The organism is Enterobacter pseudoroggenkampii (genome assembly GCF_026420145.1).
GTDB lineage: Bacteria > Pseudomonadota > Gammaproteobacteria > Enterobacterales > Enterobacteriaceae > Enterobacter > Enterobacter pseudoroggenkampii.
In genome coordinates, this window is record NZ_JAPMLV010000009.1 from 1 (window position 1) to 22,328 (window position 22,328).

At 53.9% G+C, this 22,328-nt stretch carries 23 protein-coding genes and 1 pseudogene; 5 read left to right on the forward strand and 19 right to left on the reverse strand.

Annotated elements, in window-relative coordinates; translation table 11 throughout:
• Window positions 1–474 precede the first annotated feature (474 nt).
• From OTG14_RS22155 to parM, 11 genes are all read right to left on the reverse strand, one after another.
• Window positions 475–672: a hypothetical protein gene (locus OTG14_RS22155; RefSeq protein WP_072050670.1), complete on the reverse strand. Its 198-nt coding sequence runs from the start codon at window positions 670–672 to the stop codon at window positions 475–477.
• Between the two features lie 49 nt (window positions 673–721).
• Window positions 722–1,132 carry a DUF1380 family protein gene (locus OTG14_RS22160; RefSeq protein WP_117500388.1) on the reverse strand — a complete coding sequence of 137 codons (411 nt, stop codon included), beginning with the start codon at window positions 1,130–1,132 and terminating at the stop codon, window positions 722–724.
• A 42-nt stretch (window positions 1,133–1,174) separates the two neighbouring features.
• Window positions 1,175–1,603, reverse strand: coding sequence for an antirestriction protein (locus tag OTG14_RS22165; RefSeq protein WP_063409766.1), 429 nt, complete (start codon window positions 1,601–1,603; stop codon window positions 1,175–1,177).
• A gap of 352 nt (window positions 1,604–1,955) precedes the next feature.
• Window positions 1,956–2,378, reverse strand: a complete 423-nt coding sequence (locus OTG14_RS22170; protein WP_117500387.1) for a DUF1380 family protein — start codon at window positions 2,376–2,378, stop codon at window positions 1,956–1,958.
• Between the two features lie 55 nt (window positions 2,379–2,433).
• On the reverse strand, window positions 2,434–2,655 hold the full coding sequence (locus OTG14_RS22175) for a hypothetical protein (RefSeq protein WP_013087144.1): 222 nt from the start codon (window positions 2,653–2,655) through the stop codon (window positions 2,434–2,436).
• A complete protein-coding gene (locus OTG14_RS22180; protein ID WP_248175879.1) occupies window positions 2,652–3,344 on the reverse strand; it encodes a DNA methylase in 693 nt (230 codons plus the stop codon). The genes OTG14_RS22175 and OTG14_RS22180 overlap by 4 nt, the downstream gene beginning before the upstream one ends.
• Window positions 3,345–3,749: 405 nt before the next feature.
• Window positions 3,750–4,130 (reverse strand): hypothetical protein, encoded by a 381-nt coding sequence (locus OTG14_RS22185; RefSeq protein ID WP_248175878.1) that lies wholly within the window; start codon window positions 4,128–4,130, stop codon window positions 3,750–3,752.
• Window positions 4,131–4,424: 294 nt separating this feature from the next.
• Window positions 4,425–4,628 carry a hypothetical protein gene (locus OTG14_RS22190; RefSeq protein ID WP_045325841.1) on the reverse strand — a complete coding sequence of 68 codons (204 nt, stop codon included), beginning with the start codon at window positions 4,626–4,628 and terminating at the stop codon, window positions 4,425–4,427.
• A 28-nt stretch (window positions 4,629–4,656) separates the two neighbouring features.
• Window positions 4,657–4,920, reverse strand: coding sequence for a hypothetical protein (locus OTG14_RS22195; RefSeq protein ID WP_117500385.1), 264 nt, complete (start codon window positions 4,918–4,920; stop codon window positions 4,657–4,659).
• Between the two features lie 3 nt (window positions 4,921–4,923).
• Window positions 4,924–5,586, reverse strand: a complete 663-nt coding sequence (locus OTG14_RS22200) for a plasmid partitioning/stability family protein (RefSeq protein ID WP_117500384.1) — start codon at window positions 5,584–5,586, stop codon at window positions 4,924–4,926.
• 2 nt (window positions 5,587–5,588) lie between these two features.
• Window positions 5,589–6,560 (reverse strand): plasmid segregation protein ParM domain-containing protein, encoded by a 972-nt coding sequence (gene parM / locus OTG14_RS22205; RefSeq protein WP_117500383.1) that lies wholly within the window; start codon window positions 6,558–6,560, stop codon window positions 5,589–5,591.
• Between the two features lie 231 nt (window positions 6,561–6,791).
• Between parM and umuD the strand changes: the two genes are divergently transcribed.
• Together umuD and OTG14_RS22215 are read left to right on the forward strand one after the other, a co-directional pair.
• Window positions 6,792–7,223 (forward strand): translesion error-prone DNA polymerase V autoproteolytic subunit, encoded by a 432-nt coding sequence (gene umuD, locus OTG14_RS22210; protein ID WP_117500382.1) that lies wholly within the window; start codon window positions 6,792–6,794, stop codon window positions 7,221–7,223.
• Window positions 7,223–8,494 (forward strand): Y-family DNA polymerase, encoded by a 1,272-nt coding sequence (locus tag OTG14_RS22215; RefSeq protein ID WP_239619749.1) that lies wholly within the window; start codon window positions 7,223–7,225, stop codon window positions 8,492–8,494. The genes umuD and OTG14_RS22215 overlap by 1 nt, the downstream gene beginning before the upstream one ends.
• Before the next feature lie 648 nt (window positions 8,495–9,142).
• Here the strand turns inward: OTG14_RS22215 and OTG14_RS22220 are convergent.
• Window positions 9,143–10,105: a ParB/RepB/Spo0J family plasmid partition protein gene (locus OTG14_RS22220; RefSeq protein WP_117500380.1), complete on the reverse strand. Its 963-nt coding sequence runs from the start codon at window positions 10,103–10,105 to the stop codon at window positions 9,143–9,145.
• Window positions 10,105–11,271: a plasmid-partitioning protein SopA gene (sopA, locus tag OTG14_RS22225; protein ID WP_045334590.1), complete on the reverse strand. Its 1,167-nt coding sequence runs from the start codon at window positions 11,269–11,271 to the stop codon at window positions 10,105–10,107. The genes OTG14_RS22220 and sopA overlap by 1 nt, the downstream gene beginning before the upstream one ends.
• 739 nt (window positions 11,272–12,010) lie before the next feature.
• On the opposite strand from sopA, the gene OTG14_RS22230 reads away from it, so the two are divergent.
• Window positions 12,011–13,021 (forward strand): RepB family plasmid replication initiator protein, encoded by a 1,011-nt coding sequence (locus OTG14_RS22230; RefSeq protein WP_045334592.1) that lies wholly within the window; start codon window positions 12,011–12,013, stop codon window positions 13,019–13,021.
• A gap of 246 nt (window positions 13,022–13,267) precedes the next feature.
• On the opposite strand, the pseudogene OTG14_RS22235 reads toward OTG14_RS22230, so the two are convergent.
• The 4 genes and pseudogenes from OTG14_RS22235 to OTG14_RS22250 form a co-directional block, all read right to left on the reverse strand.
• Window positions 13,268–13,522: pseudogene (locus tag OTG14_RS22235) on the reverse strand (tyrosine-type recombinase/integrase); the annotation flags it as partial.
• Between the two features lie 190 nt (window positions 13,523–13,712).
• The gene (locus OTG14_RS22240) at window positions 13,713–14,456 is read right to left on the reverse strand and encodes a site-specific integrase (RefSeq protein ID WP_047366186.1); all 744 of its coding nucleotides are present in this window, start codon (window positions 14,454–14,456) and stop codon (window positions 13,713–13,715) included.
• Window positions 14,457–14,497: 41 nt separating this feature from the next.
• Complete coding sequence (locus tag OTG14_RS22245; RefSeq protein WP_052685521.1) at window positions 14,498–15,205, reverse strand: hypothetical protein; 708 nt, start codon at window positions 15,203–15,205, stop codon at window positions 14,498–14,500.
• A 50-nt stretch (window positions 15,206–15,255) separates the two neighbouring features.
• Window positions 15,256–15,558: a hypothetical protein gene (locus OTG14_RS22250; RefSeq protein ID WP_047366185.1), complete on the reverse strand. Its 303-nt coding sequence runs from the start codon at window positions 15,556–15,558 to the stop codon at window positions 15,256–15,258.
• 524 nt (window positions 15,559–16,082) lie between these two features.
• Between OTG14_RS22250 and pifC the strand changes: the two genes are divergently transcribed.
• Both pifC and OTG14_RS22260 read left to right on the forward strand, forming a co-directional pair.
• Entirely contained in the window at window positions 16,083–17,171 is a 1,089-nt protein-coding gene (gene pifC / locus OTG14_RS22255) for a transcriptional repressor PifC (protein ID WP_267215790.1), read from the forward strand.
• On the forward strand, window positions 17,172–19,379 hold the full coding sequence (locus OTG14_RS22260) for a KAP family P-loop NTPase fold protein (RefSeq protein WP_267215764.1): 2,208 nt from the start codon (window positions 17,172–17,174) through the stop codon (window positions 19,377–19,379). It begins immediately after the preceding gene.
• A gap of 317 nt (window positions 19,380–19,696) precedes the next feature.
• On the opposite strand, the gene OTG14_RS22265 is transcribed toward OTG14_RS22260, so the two are convergent.
• Together OTG14_RS22265 and OTG14_RS22270 are read right to left on the reverse strand one after the other, a co-directional pair.
• Window positions 19,697–19,927, reverse strand: a complete 231-nt coding sequence (locus tag OTG14_RS22265; RefSeq protein ID WP_267215765.1) for a hypothetical protein — start codon at window positions 19,925–19,927, stop codon at window positions 19,697–19,699.
• A 240-nt stretch (window positions 19,928–20,167) separates the two neighbouring features.
• A complete protein-coding gene (locus tag OTG14_RS22270) occupies window positions 20,168–22,306 on the reverse strand; it encodes an AAA family ATPase (RefSeq protein WP_267215766.1) in 2,139 nt (712 codons plus the stop codon).
• Between the last annotated feature and the right edge of the window lie 22 nt (window positions 22,307–22,328).

The following is a 22,328-nucleotide window of genomic DNA, read 5'->3' on the forward strand; positions in this document are numbered from 1 at the left end:
TCGGAACGGCGTGGCGCCATTAAAGCGACGGCATCAGCCGGCGCGGTGAAGGCGTTCCGGACGGCACGGCCGGAGAAGCCGCAGCCTTTGACCTTAGCCATCAGCCCCTAGCGTCAGCCCGAAACCCGGAGGGGTTCGGCGGAGCCCGGCGGGTGCGCAGCGGAAGCCCTGGCGGAGTGGGGCTCGACGACCGGACAGCAGCGCTGGCCGGGAGCCGAAGGGGGCCAGAAGTAGGATTCAGGTGTTTTCAAAGGATTTGCTGATCGGGTTTCAGAGCCGACAACCACGCCACGCCACGCAGGACCGTATCCGTGACAATTTGCCCTCACAATGCCTTTCATCTGCATCTCCCCGGGCTTACACCAGGGCGGGAGGGGGCAGCGCCGCAGGCGCTGGCCTTGCCGTCCGTCAGCCCGAAGGGATGACAGGGTTTTCGCGCGCGAACAGGCGGCGCCTATGCCCCGCCCGGATTATTTATTGTCCGTCGCCCTGACCGCCCTGGAGAATGAAGTGGCCGCAAAGATAGACGGCGCACTGGCGGGTAGCAGATTCGCAGATCTCTTCCAGCACTTTAGCTGTAGTAACGGGGCTGAGTCCGGATTCGCGACGTCGCTCGTTGATAAGTGTTTTATACTGGCGCAGGATGCTGCGGGTTTCCGGTGACAGTTGCATAGTGTTCTCCTTTTTTCAGTTTCCGGAGGCAACGCCTCCGGTTTCTCTGTCAGGCATCGAGCGCCGCGCGCAGGCTCAACATGACCTTATTTTCTTCTTTCAGGGTTTCTTCTGCCGATCCGCCGCCATCCTCGGCGCATACGGCGATACGCTCCATTTCCTTCCCTGCAAGCTGCATCACCACCGCAAGCGCCGCAGCCGGAATGGTGACATTACGGTGTTTCCGTTTTTCTTCCACCATCACCTCAATAATGTTGTAGATGAGAGGGACACACCCGGAGGGATACAGCTCTGCCTCCAGTCTTTCCATCACCACGTCTATCTCTTCATCACTGAGATCCCAGTCAATGCAAAGACCGCGAATATCGTTCCGGCTCCAGCTGGCGAAAACATATTTCTCGCCATCGAGGTCGGAATGTCTGAACATTTCAAGGGCAATTTCTCTTGCTGTACCAATCATGTTTTTCTCCTTTAGTCGGGCGGCATCGCCGTCCGTGGTCAGTCAGTCAAGAGCACGCCAGATCGTGGCGCTTTCCGGATGGGTATCAGCAAATGCCATAAGCTGCTCATAACGGCGACAGAAGTGGCGGCACAGCTCCTCATGGTCATGGTTGCTGTGGTGCCAGCTCCGGTGATTCAGTACCAGCGCCGTGAGGACGATCCCCGCCACTTCTCCGCTGACAGTCTGCTCAAACCAGTTGTCCGGATTGCACAGGGTCAGGCTCTCCACGTCAGGCGCCATATATCCGCCGCCTTCCGGCAGCCGGTAAAACTGCCAGAATCCCCCCTGATACTCAGGGCAGTAACGCTGGGCATAGGCGTACACGGATGCCTCGGACGTCATAAAATCGCCGCCAAACAAATCAGGCAGGAAAGTCAGGCGCTGCGCACCCTCAAGACGAACAGCATCACAGGTCACGGTCTGGTTCATAGGTCCTCCACGGTTAACATATTCTCGGTTCCGGCATCGCCGTGACGACACGACAGACCGGCGAAAAGCGGAGGACACAGGGGCGACGCCGCAAGCCGCAGCGCAAAGCCTTCACGGGCTGAATGCACCGTGAAGGGTGCGAACGGGTGAGGACGGAGGCGTCAGCGAACCCTTGTGGCCGATGCGGCCGGGCTACAGTGAAGTCACGGCGCATGCCGTCACCGCACGGAGCTTCAGGGGAGTTTCATTGTCCCGACGTGGCCCGGAGGGCGGCGGATAAAAGCGGAAGGCACTGACATCCTTATTCGCAGTGGATGGCCACCGGTTGCCGGGGCGTTACCCCGGCGTTCTCTCAGGCGGCCAGCGTCTCCTGTAGGGCGCGAACGTTATTCAGCTCATCCCTGACAGATTCAGGCTCCTGCCGCCCGGCTTCCCAGGCCATACCGATCCGGTTTTCCAGCTCGCATTCATAGTTACGCAGGACGCGGGAGAGGAGTACCGCCGGAACGCTCACCTGACGGTTTGCCGCTTCGCGCTGACGGGTCAGAAGGTCGCTAATGGTCAGATTATTTACCCCCTGCTGACGGTATTGCGTCATTTTCATTTCGCCGAGCGCCTTCATCACATTCCGGATTTCAGCCCCGTCCGGTTCTGGCTGGGCTTCACGGCAGGCCACGCTAATCCCCTCTTCCGTCCAGACCAGCAGGACCAGGAGTTTGTCAGGCGTGAACATGTTTTCAAGATCTTCACAAAGTTCTTCGCGGGTTCCGTACATTGTTTTTTCTCTCTTGTAAGGGGTTACAGGCCGGGCCTCAGCCCGGCAGGGTCAGTCAGTCCTGAAAGGTCTCGTCCAGCACCAGGGCTTCGCGGTAGGCTTCCAGAAGCAGGGTGTTGATCCGGCGCAGGGTCTGCGCTGCCATACGTTCAGTAAGCGTTGCCGCGTCGTGTCGGTGCTGCGATTCGAGGCGGTTCAGCAGCATCCGCACATCACACATGGCATTGCTGAGCGCAGCCACGTCCGCGCGCAGGTGTTCAAGGCCCGGGTAATTCATGCGGCCTCCGGATAGTCAGGGTAAAACGCGCCGTCATTGGCCGCCGGCATCCTTCTCGCCCGTTCAACCTGTGCCAGACGGCGGACGCCGGCGGCGTGGTACTGCTCAAGCATCTCGATCCCGATATAGCGGCGGCTGGCTTCGGCGGCGGCCACGCAGGTGGAGCCGCTGCCGGCGAACGGGTCAAGGACAATGGCCCCCGGACGCGTGAACGATTCAATCAGTGGCCGCAGGCTCTGCACCGGCTTCTCCGTCGGATGGTGTCGGTTGCCCGTGTATTTCCAGGGGATCACGTCCGGGATGGGACGGTCCGGGGTTTGCGGCCTCCCCTTCGCCAGCAGGTAGGCGCTTTCATGTGTGTAACCCACGAATGTCGACTTTGAGGCGTAGCTCTTGGCAAAGACGATATGGCCAACCACCCGGAAGCCAGCCGCTTTCCACGCATTCAGAAACAGATCCGCGCGGTTCCAGGCATAGAAGCTCACCATAAGGCTGTCGTTTTTCAGCACGCGGTACATTTCATGACATGCGGGCTGGAGCCATTCGGCAGAGTTGTCCCCGGCCAGGGTGCGGCCGGTACGGTCTTTATAGCCAACCAGATACGGCGGATCGGTAAGAATAAAATCAACGGCACGCGCCGGAAAACGGGACATCACCTGCACGCAGTCACCCAGAATAAAACGGGACATAGACATACTCCTCTCTGATATGCGGCACCCTGTTGCGCCGTGCCGCCACAAAAACCCGGCGGAAAGCGGAGGGCGCAGGGGCGACGCCGCAAGCCGCAGCGCAAGCCTTTCACGGGCTGAATGCACCGTGAAAGGTGCGAACGGGTGAGGACGGAGACAACGTGAACCCTTGCGACCGCAGCGGCCGGGTTAGCGTGAAGGCACGGCGTTGAACACGCCGCCGACTGGCGGCCATTAAAGAGGAGGGAACCGACATCCTTTTATTTGACGGCAGGGATGAAATGTCACCCTGCCGTTTTTTTTAGTCCTGAAGAGAACAATGCAGGACAGAGGGTTACAGGATTGAGAAAATGAGACAATGCCAGCTGAAGACTGGAATCTGGAAGTGGACAGCTGGCACGAAACTTATTTAGCTGTACTGCAGGCTGAGACTAACGATGATCGGAGTACGCGAAACTCTATCACGTCGTTACGCCCGAGGAGCTTGAGAGCGTCTGGGGAACAGGCCATTGCAGCCTTCAGTGCCAGTGAAATGGCGAGGCTGCGGTAGCGGTTTTGCAGCATGATGGGAGCATCAGCAGGCACTGCGTCAGACACCTGTAGATACGCTTTCCATGCATCTGGCTGTGCCAAAGCATCACGTTCCACGGCTTCGAGCTGGTCTTCACGTTCCTTTTGCTTTTTCGTGGCCATCTGGTCAAGAACCGCCACTGTGGCTGCGGCATTCACCGCACCAGGTATTGCCAGTGTGAGCGCCACAAACAAAATTGCAGTATTACACTTCATTTGTCCTCCTCATTGTGTTCATTTCCTTTATTTCCTGACAGTTCAACAGCTCGCTGGCCGCCGCCAGCGTCAGCCCCGCTCTCTTAACCTTTTGCATCAGTCTCTCCCTGGCTGTCTGGTTACCACTCTGAACGATGTTCTTGCTCAGGATCGGCTCTTCGCCTTTTTATCGTCAAAAGCCAGGAGATCCCCGATGCCGATCAGCGAGGCATAGCAGACCTGCATCGCGATTGTCACCGGCAGGGAGAGATGTCACCCTGCCGTTTTTTTGCCATGAAATGTACGGGGCCGGATTTAACGCGCAGGTGCAGCACCCATACGTCTCAGCGCATCCTGAACTTCACGCAGCCCAAAAATCTCTTCCGGCGGCTGCTCCTTTCCGGCCAGACTACAGGCCGTAAAGACTGCATTTGATGCGGTTAATCTCTCACGGTGCAGCGCCTGCAATGCCACAACTACCAGCGTGCGTTCTTCTCCTGTCAGTTCTTCAAGCTGCATACAGTTTCCTTCAGGTTAATGTTCATACTCATCCCCGCCCCTCTGGTTTTTTCTCGTCAAACGCCAGGAGAACCCCGAGGCCGATCAGCGAGGCGTAGCAGACCTGCATCGCGATTGTCACCGGCAGGGATATGTTATCAGCCAGTACGCCGGGAACGACGACGGCCACGCCTGCCAGTATCATTCCCCTGCCGGTCTTTTTGACACGTTCCGGCCACTGGGATTCGGGCACGTTCCGGGCGCGCAGAAAGGTATGAATGCACTGTTCTGCCTTTTGTTTAATCACTGACATGTTTTAGTCTCCGAATGCCCGTCGCATATTTTTCTTTATCCTGGTCGCGTCACCGGTTAACGGTGCGGCAGGCTCTGCTGGTTTCTCCGGTACTGCAGCCTTACACGCGCCAGCTGTACCGGCCATCTGCTGAACCAGAACCTGCAGCTCGCTGACCGTGCCGGGCGGTACCGGCATACTGGCCAGCAGACGCGGCAGCTCCGGTGCGGTCGTATGCAGGGCCAGACCGGTGATAATCAGGTTTCTCAGCAGCTCGCCACGCAGGCGGGATGACACGCCCGTCAGCACACGCTCAACCCGTTCACTGCTCCGGTCATCCTGAAGCGTCAGGGTGTAACGCCGGCGCTGGTATTCCGTCTCCGGTGACATGGCCAGAGCCGCCACGCCACCATCAGGCTCATCAGGAAGTCCTGAGAGTGAAGACCAGGAGCCGGATACCAGCGCCATCACGGCACAAAGCCGGATGGCGCTCAGATGCCCGTCAAAGAATACCGGGATCAGCGCCGGTAAACGGGCATCCGTCTGGTACATCACCGCCCCGGCGGTGGCGGCGGTCCGGATGAAGTCACCGCGCAGGGGCTGTGAGATGGTGCTGATGGTCGCCATCGCCGCGATGTCGGTGCGATCGTCGCTGTGCAGATAGAAAGAATACTGGCCGTCCGGCACGTTTAGTCCTCTTTATTGTAAAGGGCAATCTCTCTGGCCAGCGCCAGTTGCGGATCGCCTATAACCTCAATACGGTCAGGAGCCAGAGGCCAGGCCTGACGGATAGCCTCTTCAATGAGGGATGCCCCTCCCCCGACCAGGAATACCCGGTTAACGTTCCTGAAGGCCGTCAGCTCACTGGTGACACGTGCGCCCAGGGAAGTGATTGCCTCTGTAATTTTGTTCAGCACATCGTCAATTTTTCCGGCATCGTTGATCACACGCTGCAGATACTGACGATCATTGCGGTTGCGGATGACCGTGTCAGCAATAAGCGCGCTGGTTTCGCTGTCTGCAGCCCGCAGCGCGCCTGCAGCTGCGCGGGTGACCTGTGACACGCCGACAGATGGATTGCCGTGTACTGCACTGATATCATCAAACTGTCCGACAATAACACCGGCATCGAGCGTGGTTCCGCCGAGATCGATAATCAGGGTGGTCTCAGCGGGTCCGGGTTTCAGCTCCGCGAGACGGGAGAACGCCGCCGGCAGTGATTCCGGCATCACCTTCACGTCCGTTACGGTAAATGCCCTGCCCTTATTCAGAACCAGCTCACGCATCAGGTTTTCCCGTTTGCGTCGGATGTTCTCCTCGTTCCGCTGGCAGTCCCCGTCATAATACTCGCTCAGGGGCAGCGTCACGGTCAGGCTCACCGGCTGCGGCTCAAGCCCGCTGTTCAGCAGCGCATGATGCACGGCCAGCAGGTTGAGATCACCGTACTGATACTCCACGTTTGTTGTCGGGATGGCATCCCGGCTGACGCTGTCCCAGGTGTATTTCAGCGTGCCCACCTGATAGTTGAACGTTGCAGCACTGAACTCCGCCACTTTCCAGCCATGCCGGAAGGAGTTAGCAGAAACCCGGGTCTGCAGCTCGTTTCCATCAAACCATGCCAGCTTAACATTAGTTGAACCATCATCGCAGTAAATATTCATCATTATGCTCCGTCAATTAAACTCAATTTGATACATATTATAAGAGCAAAATGGAAAAACAAAAGCCTTATTTCTCATTATGAGCAACAATAAAGAATCAAAATGATATTTACGAACATTTTGAGTAGCTTAGGTTACTCATTCTGTTCATGGCGCAGGCGATCTGGATTATCCTCACGCTGTTAAATATACTGTATAAATAACCAGTATATTTAGACATCAGGAGGAAAGATGAAACTGCAGCTGTTCAGCACCGGGAAAGAACTCCCGCCACAGGCCCATCCGTTGTTTGCAGACCTCGCCTGCTGCGGTTTTCCCAGCCCTGCAGCTGACTATGTCGAGTCCGACCTGGATCTCCATGATTACTGCATACGGCATCCGAGCGCGACTTACTACCTTCGTGCAAGCGGAGACAGCATGGCTGACGGCAGCCTGTACAATGGCGATCTGCTGGTTGTGGACAGTGCCGAGAAGCCCCGGCATGGCGATATTGTTGTGGCCAGCGTGCAGGGGGAATTTACGGTTAAACGGCTGCTGCTGACGCCACGACTGACGCTGCAGCCCATGAACGCGGCCTGGTCACCGATTTATCCCGATCCGGACGATCTGGATATCTTTGGCGTCGTCACGCACATCATTCACCGTCCCCGGGAGATGTACTGATGTTTGCCCTGGCCGATGTGAACAGTTTTTATGCCAGCTGCGAACGTGTTTTCCGCCCGGATTTGAAAGGAAAGCCGGTTGTGGTGCTCAGTAATAACGATGGCTGCGTAATCGCAAGAAGTGCCGAGGCAAAGCCCTGGATCAAAATGGGCACACCGTGGTTTCAGATGAAAAACGAAAGGTACCCGGAAAAAATATACGCGTTCTCAAGCAACTATGAACTTTATGCCTCGATGTCGGCGCGCGTGATGAGCTGCCTGGAGGAGCTGGCCCCCAGGGTGGAACAGTATTCGATTGACGAGATGTTCCTCGACCTGACCGGCGTTGAGCATTGTATGGACCTGGAGGACTTCGGCCGGCAGCTGCGCCAGCACGTGTATGACTGTACCCGTCTGACCATCGGCGTGGGCGCCGGACCAACGAAAACGCTGGCAAAATCAGCCCAGTGGGCCTCAAAGGAGTGGAAACAGTTTCGTGGCGTGCTCGCCCTGACCCGGGGGAATCCTCAGCGAACGCGGAAACTGCTTTCACTGCAGCCGGTCGAAGAGATTTGGGGCGTGGGAAACCGTATTGCACGCAAACTCAATGTACTGGGCATTAAGACCGCGCTCGATCTGGCCCTGACGAACCCGGCCTTCATCCGCAAAAATTTCTCCGTGGTCCTCGAGCGAACGGTGCGGGAACTGAACGGGGAAAGTTGCATGTCGCTTGAGGAAGCCCCGCCGACAAAGCAGCAGATAGTCTGCAGCCGCAGCTTTGGTGAGAAGGTCACTGAATACGATTCGCTGCGGCAGGCTGTCTGTCAGTACGCAGAGCGGGCCTCAGAAAAGCTGCGTAAAGAGCGCCAGTACTGCCGGCATATTTCCGTTTTCATCAAAACGTCTCCGTTCGCCGTTAAAGAGCCTTACTACGGCAACGTGGCCACGGAGAAACTGCTTACACCCACTCAGGACACCCGGGACATTATTGCGGCCGCCACAACGGCTCTGGAGCGTATCTGGAAGGACGGGCACCGGTATGCCAAAGCCGGTGTGATGCTGAATGACTTCACCGGCTCCGGCGTTTCGCAGCTGCAGCTGTTCGACGAACGTCCGCCACGTCCTCACAGCGCCGAGCTGATGAAGGTTCTCGATGGCATTAATCATTCCGGTCTGGGACAGGTCTGGTTTGCCGGACGAGGGATTGCGCCTGCATGGCAAATGAAACGCAATATGCTCTCCCCTGCGTACACCACCCGCTGGAAAGATATTCCCGTTGCGAGGATCAGATAAATTCTGCTTTCAGAGAGAGCCAGTAGTGCTCGCCGCAGCCGAACGACATGGCGAAGCCCGCGAGTGAGCGAGGAAGCACCAGGGAACAAAACGAACATAATCTTCTTACGCGCCGAATACAGGAATCACTGTAACAATCTCAAAATCGGTATTGTGATAGAAACAACTGAACAGAGTGGGACCATGGTCCCAGTTAAATCCGGCGTGTGGAATCGATATTCCCGGTGGGGTTTGACGGGTGAGTTCTGCCACGCAAGTATGAGGTGGGACCGTGGTCCCAGTTAAATCCGGTGTGTGGAATCGATATTCCGGGCGGGGTTGACGGGTGAGTTCTGACACGTAAGTAGGAGGTGGGACCATGGTCCCAGTTAATCTGGTGTGTAGAATCAGTATTCCGGGATGGGTTAGCGTCTGAGTTCTAATATGCAGGTTGAGGGGTGAACCGTGGAACTAGTTAAGAAAAAGTAGCAGGAACTAGATTTTAAATTATGGTAACAATCAGGTTGAGAGAAGAAAACAGACCTTTTTAACAGCTCAGGGCTATAGTGCAGATAATAGCTGCTCCGGATGTATATATTTCGAAGCAGCATGTAACGCATTAAGGATATTGGAAATTAACGATAACGCTCGCTTGTATCATTAAACAAGCTAAACTTTTTGTAGGTCGCGCAGTATGTTTTCTATCTTCTCGATACACTCGGCAGGCAAACGAGATTTATCGAGATTAAAAATCACCTTATCGCCTTTGTATAGGGCTGTCGCACCAGGTACAAATTGATGACGGGTATTAAGATTAACTTTTTTACCTGATGGCTCTTTCAGAACATCCGTCAGTAAACCAATAACTTCCTCGGATTCAAAGATAACTCCCGCTTTCTTTTGCTCATGAAGCTGTTGTGTCCGTTGCAACAATAAAGCTTCTTTTCCCGAAAATGCTTTGTACAGCGCCTCCCCTGAGCGGGCGGAAAGTTCACCAGGATGAGTAAACAGGGCAACCACTGATTTTGGCAAATGGGCTGTGTTGATGCAACGCGTGATGATTTTACGGGAAATATTCTCAGCTTCAGCCAAAGCAGAGATATTGCCGTTAAAATCATTTTCCAACCGCTGTGCATAGCGCTTACCCCGTTCATAAGCACTGACTGGGCGGTAATCATTACCCAACCTAGATAACGACATCATCTGTTCGTCATCGAGATCGCCCACGAGAACGCGATAATCCGATGATGTCATTATGGCGGCTTTACGGCGACGACTGCCATCTGCAATCTCAATTACACCTTCTACCCGTCGTCCGAACGCAGGCGTCTGCTGACCACTCAGGAGAAAAGAGGGGATCAGATCATCAAGCGCGTCTTCGGTCAGTAGTTCCTGGTCACGTTCATTACCTGACCAGACTCTTGATACCGTTTCAACACTCTCGCCCGGGATGGCTTCAAGAACAAATTTCACTTCCCGACCACAAACCGGAAGCAGAATGGTATTCCCGCGGGCCATGGCTCCCACCCGTGCAATTAATGAATCAACCATCGGTGCAGCGGGTGCCGACTGTTCAGTTTCGGGGCGGATATCTTTTACGGTATGTTTTGGAATGACTGGTGCACGTTTCATTATCTGATCTCCCAGCGAGGTTTAATCAGGCGATCAAAAATTTCATTACAAACAGGCTCCCAGATAGCCAGCGCATTTCGCCAGGCTCCTGTAGATGAGCGCTGATCGATAGCCTGCTCAAATACCGTTCTCATACGGATCTGACCTTTACCGACTTCGTCGGTCTCGCGTACAACATTTTTCAGTACCATGCTTCCCCAGGCATCGCGGATCTGTTCTTCCATCCAGGGTGACTGTGAGCCATTGTTATTGCTGTATTTGGTCAGAAGAATTCTGACGTCAGGTTCAAAACCCTGCAGGTCCACGTTTTTTAACAGATCGCGCAGCATGTCAAAAAACTGAAGGGCAGAGGTGTAATCAAATAACTCTGCTGGCGTTGGCACGATGAGTACATCAGCAGCACAGACGACATTGATGGTACCAATACCGAGGTTCGGTGCACTGTCGATAACAATGACATCATAATCATGAGCCACCGTTTCGATGGCCAAGCGAAGCATCATATGAGGTTCTGTCGGCAGTTTTCCGTTGTCAAACCTTCCCATGAGCTCTGTCTCAATGCGGTGCAGGGCAAGGCATGACGGAATGATGTCGAGACCCGGCCAGCAGGTGGTTTTGACGGCATAGGCTGCATCATCGCGCTCACCGAGATAAAAAGGCAGCAGTGTATCTTCGGCATGGATATGCAAATCAGGGACCCAGCCGTGGTACATGGAGGCTGTGCCCTGTGGATCATTCCCTTCGACAAGCAGTACCCGCAACCCTTTCAGCGCTAGATCCTGTGCCAGGTGGACAGATACCGATGTCTTATAGACACCCCCTTTATGTGCTGCCACCGCGATGACGGGCGGAACGCTGTCATCAGGACGGCGCAGACGGGTGCCAAATACATCCCGCATATGGTTGATTTGTTCAATGGTGTAGCCCACCCGCTGCTCCACACGTCCACGCATTTCCATATCAGGATGGGGAAGGCGTCCTGCTTTTTCTGCATCACGGATTGCCTGAGAAGAAACGCCAATCAGATCGGCGGCCTCACCCACACGCCAGCGACGGGTAATTTTCCTGGCTTCCGGGCTATCATCGTTAAACTGTGCAATCGCGATTGCTTTCGTCATTTCATGACCGGCCGTAATGCACTGGTCAAGCGTTTCCATCAGTCCCATTCTCTGTTCCTTGTTATCATCTTTGCATTAATCTATTAAATCTTGGTGAAAGGCGCAAAGCAACATTAAAATTGCAAACCGTCTCAAAAATTGCAAAGCTGATCAAAATGCAACCGTATTCCGTTCAGCATCCGCTTGAAGGTTGCCGCATGCTTCAGTCAATATAATCCGCTCGCCGCAGAAAGCGTGCGCACGCAGGCGCATGCGTCGAGGAAGCGGAATTACTGATTACTAGCAGGGTGTGGCTGACGCTCTGAAGCTAACGAAGATCCACCGAATGGATCTGAATGGTGAGGAATTGACTACGGTATGCAGATTATTGACTGCGGTATGAATCACAATAGGAACAGGGAAGGGTAATGAAATGCATTTCTCTGCATATCACAGTCAATATTATTGACTTTCAGGGTGTTGTATTACCGGGTTGTTGTACCAGGATTCATATTGTGTCATGTCAGTCGTCCATATGTACGGGATGCTGTCAGTTATTCCATATTTCGATCCAGTAATTGATCCTTAAGGAGATCATGGTGAGATCAAAAAGAGATCCCCGGATCGTGCAGCGCCCCGCTACGCCTGAGCCCGGAGACTGTCTACATTAACTGTGGTGTGTGGTATGTTGACTGTTATGTGCGGGATCACCTATTGCGGTATGCAATTGTATTAACTGGGGTATGTATTTCCGTTGACTGTGATATGCGTATATACTTTCCTTTGTGGATAACCGCGGGTTAATAAAATGGCTATGGAAAATAATGAGTTACCCCTGAATCTTCAGGAGGTCAACAAGACAACGGGCGAAGTTGTTAAGCTGGATGTCAACAGCGCCAGTACTGTTCAGCCTGTTGCGCTCATGAGGCTTGGTTTGTTCGTTCCTACCCTGAAATCAACCTCCAGGAGTAAGACGAACCGCAAAAACGTCACGGATGCGACTGAGGAGCTCGTACAGCTGTCCATTGCCCGGAGTGAAGGGTATACCGATGTCAGGATCACCGGATCGCGCCTCGATATGGATACGGACTTCAAAGTCTGGCTTGGGATCATCCGTTCAATGTATGATTTTGGCGTCAAGGACGACACGCTCAAGCTGTCTTTTGTTGAGTTCGTTAAAATGTGTGGTTTTGACTCCCGGCGCTCTAACAAGAAAATGCGCGACAGGATCAGCAACTCCCTGTTCAAGCTGGCATCCGTAACCCTCAAGTTTCAGAGTGAAACGAAAGGGTGGACTACGCACTTGGTTCAGTCAGCCTATTACGACATCACTGCCGATGTTGTGGAGATCAGGGCAGAGCCCAAGCTCTTTGAGCTTTATCAAATGGACAGGCGGGTCCTGTTGCGTCTGAAGGCCATCGATGCCCTGCAGCGCAAGGAATCCGCACAGGCACTCTATACCTACATCGAAAGCCTGCCACAGAATCCGGCCCCTATCTCCATGAAGCGTATGCGAGACAGACTCAACCTAACATCTAACCTCTACACGCAGAACCACACGGTGCGCAAAGCCATGGCGCAGCTGAAGGATATCGGCTATCTGGATTACACTGAATTCAAACGCGGCCGGGCCACCTACTTCAGCGTGCATTACCGTAATCCTAAACTCATTAGTAGCAAGGTCGTTGTTCCCCGTGAGCCGGAAGAGGAAGTACCTGAGCAGAACTATGACGAAGTGATTAAAGCCCTGAAGGCTGCAGGTATTGATCCTCAGAAACTGGCAAAAGCGCTCGCCAGCGTGAAACCGGAAAATGACTGAGATATGCCGTTCTAGGGTTTGTTGACTGTGGTATGCGTTCTGCATACCACAGTCAATTTATACTGATTCATCATCACCTTCAGGTTTTGCCCGCCTTGACTGCGATATGCGGATACGCCTACCGGGGTATTGATATTGACTGCGGTGTGTGGGAAAGCGGGCAGTCTGCTGAACATCTTCACTGCGATATGTTTCCCTTCATCACTCAGTCAATATTGTGCGTCAGGCCGGATGCCCTGAGCCCGGTACTTTCACAAAGGGTCTTAACCCGTCGAGATCAAAGGATTTCGGGGTCAGCGTCCGGGATTCACCGATCCGCACATCCGTGTTACAGAAAGTGGAGAACAGCATGTGATGGCACAGGTCCGGCATATAGAAGAGCAGGGCTTTCACTTCGGAGGCGAGGAGGTACGCCAGGGGGGCGACGGTTAAGGTGGCCATCCTTCTGAGTGCGACCGCGGTCGCAAAGTCAACCCCATGGGCTATCGGCAACAGTGAAATGCGTTCTGGTTAAATGGGGTAATGCCAGGATGAGCAGGATCGGAACGAGAAGGTAAATAATGAAGAAGAGCTAAAGTGTGCTACGTGAATTCCGGCTATGTACCCTGTCAGTTTTCACGTAACGCAAGATTAATTTATTATCGGATAAGTGGGTTTCGTTACAACTGTCTGTAAACGTTAAAAAATTTAGTTATCTGATTTTCAGCATTGCAACAGCATCAGCCTCTGCCATTGAAAATTGCACTCGATGCCGTGCCGCCACATCCAGGGCAAAAACCTTCGTATAGACCTCAGTCGAACTGACCGACTTATGTCCCATTAAGCTCTGCAGCACCTTAAGCGGAATACCGGCGTACAGCATGTGCATCGCGTAGCTGTGGCGGAACGTGTGCGGGGTCACCGGCACTGAGAACGTCACCCCGTCGGCGGCAGCCGCATCAACTGCTTCATTTATCCAAGTCCTGACCGTCCTGTCTGTGATTTCCCAGATCCGTGCCTTCTCGGTTCTGCCGGTGCGTTTATTACGGCGCTCCAGCGGAATTTTCAGGGTGGCCACCATCATTTCCAGCTGGCTGGCATACTGTGGATCGGAAAGTGGAACGATACGATGAGGCTGGCTACCGGCCGGAGCACGGCCGGCCGTTCTGGTGGCTTTTTCGGTCCGCTGTTTGAGCGTGGCCAGCTGCACGAAAGGGTAGGGCGGTGCCAGCGAAAAATCCCCACGCGTAAGCGCCAGGGCTTCATTGATACGCGCGCCGGTATTCCAGAGGGTTGCCAGTAGCATTTTGCGGTGGAGATCTGGCACGTAGTGGAGCAGGGCGCTCACTTCCGGCGCCAGCAAGTATTTTGGCAGTTCGTCCTGAACCAGAGCCATCTGACGAAGAGCAAGTGCTGCCGGATAGTCAATAGCAACCGGCAGTTGCATCGATGCCATGCCTCCTGGGGCAGAGAGAAAACCAGAGACAGCGGGCAAAGTCATGGTGAGTTACCTTTCTGAGCAGAGGAGGAAGTCGTTTTTACCTGGATAACGGGCATTATTACGCGGTGATGCGCGTATCTGATAACCCGTTCAAGAGCGCTCCCCCTGGCAATACACAACTTTGGCCATAATGACCAGGAATATTCTTCAAGCCGATCATCAGGCATTGAGTTCAGTATTCTGAGCTGGCGGGACAGGTGGATAGCTCTTATTCCCAGGCGGCTGGCCTGATTGTTCAGCTCAACAATACCATCGTCGTCATAGGGGGAGCTTTCAATAAAAGCAGAGCTCACTGCCGAAACGCCCTCTTCCCTGAGAACCTCAAGTTGCTGAATCTGGTATAAGAGAGCTTGAGGTAAGGATCGCCAGTCCCCAGCGACTGAGGCAAAACTTAGTTCGGGGATCTGAAAGTTTGCAGTGATGCGGGCCTCATCATCACGTTCACCTTCATCCTGTGCTGCATGTAAGCAACGCTGCGCAAATCGCTCCAGCAAAAAAACTAGACCGGTACTGATATAAAGGCGTTCACTTTCTAGTTTCGCAGATGCAGTTCTTTCCTCACGCTTACGGGTAAAATGATGAGTCAGACCCACGCCACCCAAGGCTGCACCTATCGACGAAACCGCCGTAATGATCTGCGGCCACAGGCTGGCACCTTCCTTCACCACCTTCACGCCTTCAGTCGCAATAAACCAGTCAGCCATATGTGTCCCTTTATTGATAAATCCCGCCCGTGCGTTTTTACCGACCGGGTTCAGAATCCGTCCTTCATTCGCCGCTGCACTGACAGCCAGGTGAGCTCTTCCAGCCCGTCCGGGACGATCCGCTCCGGATTGGTGTAGATGGCGCTGGCATCCCCGGTCAGCCACCAGGAGCCGGAGGCCCGGATACGTTCGGCCACCGTCAGGCCGTCCCAGGTCACAATCAGCCAGGTGTGCACGCCATGATCCTCAGGGGGGCGGAGCCAGAGTCGCTGATGGCCGAGGGCGGTCAGCGCCCGCCAGACGGTTTCAAGTGAAACCGGGACGCGCTCGCTTTCGTGGAGGGATTTATTCATGTGCAACAGTCACTATTGGTTATTGTTTTCGTGACATCCCTGATGATGATCGTCCTTAAATTACCCTGTCGTAATCATTACTAATATGATAAAAAGCCTGCGTATAGCAACTCTTGTAAATTACCGGACGCCCGTTTCAGGGTGATCCGACTTTCATGAATATAGCAACTTTCCGGAAGTTTACCACGCACACGGAATAACCACACCGCCCTTTTATGGGGGTGAGCGGGCGGTCACGGGGCAGGGCAGGAACACAACATATAGCGTCATTCGCAGCTGAAGGTACCGCTACATCTTGTGTCATGGGGCCGCTGCGCGCCTGTGGGTTCTGAAAGATCCGGAACTCAGGGTTTTCGGATCTGTGCGAAAATAAGAAGGGGCGGGCGTTGCTGTAGCATTACAATCATCGCATTCAGTAATTCATACCGCATCACAAACTACAGCTTTAAATTAGATTAATTTGTAGCTCTTTTCATAAATGCTAGGTTAGCATAAAGAATAAAACAAAGATGAAAGGAACGATGATGCTCAGCCAGCTTAACCTGCGTTTTCGCAAAAAGCTGATCGAGGCGCTGAAAATGCGCGCCGGTCGGGAAAATACTTCGGTCAATGCCCTGGCCGAACGCTTCCTCGATAACGGGCTGAAAACGGCCGCCGCCGGCGATGGATATTTTCAGCTGGTCGCCGATCCGGAGGCGACGGTCCGGCAGCTGTACCGGCATATCATTCTCGGCCAGACCTTCGGCACTGCTCCGGTCTCCCGGGATGAGCTGCGCTTCATCCTGGCGTATGCCCGGGAGGCCTTTATTTGCGGCCGGAACAGAGTGGCCACGCTCCCGGCTCTGGACACACTGCTCGACATCACCCGCGACCTGCTGGCCTGGCAGGTGGAGCATGACCGCCCGGTGGACGGTCATTACCTGAAGGGGATCTTCCGCCTGTCCGGGGAAAACTGGATGGAAGAGTTTGACGCCTTCCGGGCAGAGCTGCGCCCCGTTGTGGACCAGATGTATGCCGAACACCTCCTGCGTCCGCTGGAGAGCGACTGTTTCAACCTCGCCGATATTCCCGACAGTGCTCTCGCCAGGATTTTCACCCTGCCGCGGCTGAAAACCGTTTTCCCGCTGATGCTGCGCGGGCTGGACTGGAGCGGGGAGAAGGCCCGAGATCTGGCTCAGGAGCTGCGCCCGGTGATCCCGGCCGTCACGCAAACCATTGAGGCCGGCACGCTGCGCCTTGAAATCCGCATTGACGGCCAGCACCCCGGAGAACGCCCTGGGGCCTGGTACACCACGCCCCGTCTGCACCTGCTGATCACCGGCCAGGACTTCGTGGTGCCGTACGGCTGGGAGACCTTCTCCGAACTGCTGGGCCTGTTCACTCTGTATACCCGCCATCCGGAAGCCCTGGCGCACGGTCACCAGGGGGAGCGCGTGATGTTCTCCCCGCCCGGGCACGTCACGAAGGAGGGATTTTTCGGAATAGACGGCCTGCGGATTTTTATGCCGGCAGAGGCGTTTGAGACACTGGTCCGGGAATTCACCGCTAAATGCGCGGAAGGTATGCTCACGGAGGCCCTGACCGGGCTGCGCTGCCTGTACGGAGATCTGTAGATGGCGACTGAAAATGTTCTGTCTCGCGCCGGCTTTGAAGGCCCGGTACTGAAGGCTGAAGATGACCGTTACGGGTATACGGCGATAGCAGAGGGGCTGGCGCGCAGCATCAGCGCCCTGGATGAAAATGTCAGCACCGTGATTGGTATCGAAGGGCAGTGGGGTTCCGGCAAAACCAGCCTGCTGAACTTACTGACTGAACACCTGAAGACTCAGGTTCCGACCACCACGCAGATTGTGGTTTTCTCTCCCTGGGTCAACTCACCGGATGAAAGCCCGGTAAGCGCGCTGATGATGACCATCGCAGCCAGGCTGACCAGTCTGGATACGTCGGCCATGGTGCTGGCAGAAAAGGCAGTGCCACTCGCAGAGAATATTCTCAACTACGCGCAGCAGACTTCGCGCCGGCTTGCGCCTGTGACGCGATTCGCCGGTAATTTTGTTCCGGGCCTGGGACTTGTCGCCGACGGCATGGACGCCCTGGCGGAAACCAGCCTGAAGGGACGGGAACAGACTGCGGCTGAACTCCGGGCTGACATTGAAGGTAAAATTGCTGCGCTGGACATCAGCTTTATCGTTGTGATTGACGATCTGGATCGTCTGGAGCCTGCGCAGGCGGTGGAAGTGCTTCGTATGGTACGGTCGGTCGCGGACTTCTCGCGATTCCGCTACGTCATGTGCTACGACCGGGATGTGCTGGCGCATGCGGTTGAATCTGGTCTCGGTGTGCAGAACGGCAAGCTCTATCTGCAGAAAATCATCCCGCTGTCGTTCAGTCTTCCCAGACCGGAAAGTTTTGATTTGCGCAGGGAATTTATGGCGGGTGTGATCAGACTCTACACCTCTGTCTGCCGGACCGACCCCGATGAGACACTTCTTCAGGAGCTGAGAACGGTCACGGATATGTACGGGGCAGGTCTGAAAACTCCCCGAGAGGTTCAGCTTACGCTTAATGCGCTGGCCTTCCGCTACAGTGGCCTCAGGGATTATGTCTGGCTACCGGACCTGTGCTTCCTGCAGCTCATCCGGACAGTCAACCCGGATCTTTATGACTGGATCGAGCACTATCTCACCGAAAGGGCCGTGGTGGAGTCCGGCGACGGTACCGTCAGCGAGGCGGAGCAGGCTGAGATGGTCACCAGCCTTGGCCAACACCTTTCACTGTTCCGATCGTCAGAAGCGAAATCCGTGACATCACTGCGTCACTGGGTCCCGGGTATATCAGGTTATAAAACTGAGCATCTGAAGCTGTTCGTTCAGGTGGACGATGACGCAAAAGCCGTCCTGACGGCCAACCGGCGCCTCGGCAGTGCTGTCTACTGGCGTTACTATTTTGCGTACTCCTCCCCGCAGAATGTCCTGCCACCTGACTATTTCACCGAACTCTTCCGTAAGGCAGGAAACCCGGCTGAACACCCCGCTCAGGCAGAAGAGCTGCTGAGCCGCATCAACAGCAACAACATTTCCTCCCGGACCTGGTTCGAGCATATACTTAGTCAGCTGACCTGGCCGGTAATTGCCGCGCGTACAACTGAAGAATGCGAAGGCTTCTTGCGATTCTTCTTTGAGCACGGCGATGAGGTTATTAAGCGTTACACCATCCGTAATGAATGGTTCGAACCCCATAATCTCGATATGAACAGTGTGGCTGTCCGCCTGCTGGAGAGGATCTGCGAAGACAAGCGCTGGCCTGTTCAGGAACATTTGAGCGAAATGCTGGATACGGGAAAGTCGTGGCGCTGGATAGCGGACTTCTTTCGCCAGTTACTCTGGTTGCACGGCCTTGCCGGAAACAAGGCGACGGATGAACAAAAGCAGTTTCTACCCCCGGAAGAATTAAGACTATTGCAGCGCCGGCTGGCTTTCCGTCTTGATGCTCCTGATATTACCGGTCAGTTTAGTCTGGACGGTCTGCTGCAGTCCCATATCTGGGCGTGGTGCGATATTAGTGGACTGGAAAGCGTAAAGGCATGGGTACAGAATGAAACTGCAGAGGATGAAAAATTTCTCAGATTTCTGCTTGCCCTGCGTTACCGCGGGATAAGCTCTGCAACCGGGCATTACAGGGCGCTTAGCCTGACTCAGATCGCGGAGTTTACAGGCAGTGAGGAACAGATCAAAAGCAGGCTGACAAAAATAGAGGGGCAGGGGAATTACAGTGATCTTGTTTCAGAGGTGAAAGCTGCGATATCCCGTAACCGATTCTGAATGAGAACCCGGGTATAATCCGTGAAGACGTGTTAATCCGGTTGTGCGCTGCTATCAGACCGGCCCGGACGAAAGACGATCACCGGATACGCCATCGCGACCTTTGCCATACTGGTAGCAAATGATACTAGGAAGTTTAAACCGGGTGCCTGAACTCATACAGGAAGAGTCAGTCAGTTGCAGGCTGGCTTATGTAAAAAGTAAGCGTGGTGCCAGATGTGGTACTTTTTTATATCACCCAAGGAGAGTATGGGAAATTGTGAATCCTCAGATACCCCTCGATGGCCTTCAAGAAAAAAACCTCCTTTCGGAGGTTTTCAGGTTCCGTTACTATTTTCTCTTCCGATCACAGCAATAAGTTTCCTCATTAAATGGATCAAAGCCAGAGCGATACTGACAAGTGCGCCTATTGCTCGTTCATTCATTTCTGCTATCCCTAATCCAATCAAAAAAAGCAGGATCAAGTTTGCAGAAATCGCCAAAAAGAAAATGGAAGTAACTGAAAAATATACAATTTTGACAAGTGGATCGTCAGATTGTGGTCGCATTTAAGTCCCCTTAAATGCGCAGAAGTCCGTCACCAGGCGTTCAACTCTGGTGACGGAGAGAGTATGTATGTATGAATTCAAAAGATCAACAACCACTGAATTGATGTGGATGAGGCAGCGTTGTCCATAAGAAGCGGTGTTCACTTCAGTCTCTTCGGAATCACTTTAAGGTGGTAAAAATTTTTGAATGATGTACCAAAAGACCTCCCCTTCGGAAATTCAGCTGGGGAGGCAGGTGACTCAGGCAGTACGGGCAATGATGCCCTGATTAGCTGCAGGTGGCAGGGCGATGAGTTTGTCACACTCCACGATTACGTACTCCGGGATGAGATCGAACCTGGACGGATCCAGCTGACATATGAACTCATTTTCTATGTGGTACGTTTCGTTAACGAATTTTCGTATTACCGGATGATCCTGATCCAGCTCCAGTAAACGGAATACCTGTAGTTTTTCATAGCCGTTACGGCAGCGACGGTACAGGTTTTTTATTTCTTCCGGACTACTTACGAGTGCATGAAGTCGCGGGTAATCAAAGCTGTCCACATACTCCCGGATATCCTGCCGGGCCTGCTGAATTTTCTCCGGCACCATTTCGGGGTAGCCCGTGCCCGCAGCGGCAGGCTCGCGATGATCCAGCGGAACTACGCGACGATGGAACAGATTGGACAGGAGCTGATAAGCATCGCCACGTTCGTCAACGATTTCAAAGTAGCGGCGAAGATAGATGAGCTTAATGATCTCCTCACAGTCTGCTGATACGGTGATGGATTTGCAGATCTGCATGAACGTCATGATATCGCGGTCGTTAACGGGTAATTCCTCTATGACTCCGGCAGACAGACGCAGGCAGGAGGCGGTCACCAGATTACTGAACAGCTTTCTGACCGACTTCAGCGTGTCAATCACAGGCTCCACGTCATGCGTCAGCATGAGTACAGTCCGGTTCTTCAGGCATTCACCGCTGTCCCGCCTGAACAGCATTTCGAGAATGGCAAACTTCTTGTTTTTGTCAAAAGAGGAAATGGGATCGTCCAGGATAATCAGTCCCGGATTTTTTGACAGGCATTCATACATGAACAACACAATCGCAAAGGCGTTCCGTTCTCCGTAGCTGAGATGCTGGCTGCCGCCGCTGACATACCCGTCAAAATCCATGTGTCGTAGCCTGAGCTTTCTCTGAGCGCCCTCACCGGAAATATCCACCCTGTATTTATAGCCGGCATAGGTGAGGAAATTATTGATGTTTGTTTTGTGCTGGGCGATCAGCCGGACCATGCTGTCCCGGTGCCGGTTAATTTTTCCCTGCAGCGGTCCGGCAAGGTTTATCAGGTCCTGAAGGGCCGCGTTCAGTCTGTTGGTGATCCCCTGCGTGAGCTCGCACTGCAGATCGGGGAAGAACTGCAGGTCAATCAGCCTGGCAGTGAGCACCTCCCGAACATTCTGCTGTTCCTGCAGTGTGAAAACATTCAGGCCTCTCAGTGCAGTGAGTTTCTCCGTCAGTGTGTCGGTCTGGCGTTTCAGCGCTATCAGGTACTCGATATGTTCTGCTTCCGGACCGTTTTGAAGCTGCGTGATGGCCAGAAGGCGTTCTCTGGCGTCCTCCGTCAGGTAATTACCAAGGTTTTCTACCAGTCTGATGATGGCGGTCAGGTTTTTAATGGTGGATTTATCGTACTCCTCGCTGACCTGGCGGATTTGCGCTTCCTTTTCCCTGATATCACCGGTACAGAACGGACAGCAGCCATCTGAAAGGGGGGAAAACTCAAGTCCCTTTGTCTGCCAGTCAATCCAATCAACGCGGCGTTCACTGCGGATGTAGGGTTGATAGTTCTCAAGACCTGCCGGAATGTGGTGTATTTTATTACCACCTGACAGCCCTCTCATGCCGGTTGAAGCACGTGAAATTCCGGAACTGGTTGATTTAAAGGCAGTACTGAGTTCCTGCAGGTGGTCTATCAGCGAATTCAGCTCGGCGTGATCCGTGAAAACCACCCGGATCGTTTGTGTCATTTCTTCTATTTCACGCTCTCTTTCCGCATGGGCTTCATTGCGGATAAGAATATTAAAGCTGTCACTGATGAGCTCGTCCGGCTGGAACGTAAACTGGCCGACGTACTCTTCGTTAAAGCACATCACGTCTCCAATCCCCTCAGCACCGATGACAACAGGCCCGGCACTATCGGGATTTTCTCCGCGCAGCCGGAAGGGCATCAGCGCCTGCAGTCCCTGAGTATCGTTCCGTGCCGCACAGCTTATGGCCCGGGAGAGCGTGCTTTTGCCGGTACCGTTGGGCGCAAATTTGATATTCAGTTTATCTTCCGTGAGGGTGATACGGGCCCGCTCGATGTTATTGCAGTGGTGTATTTCAATTTCCATTCGTCTGTCCTTAACCGTAAAT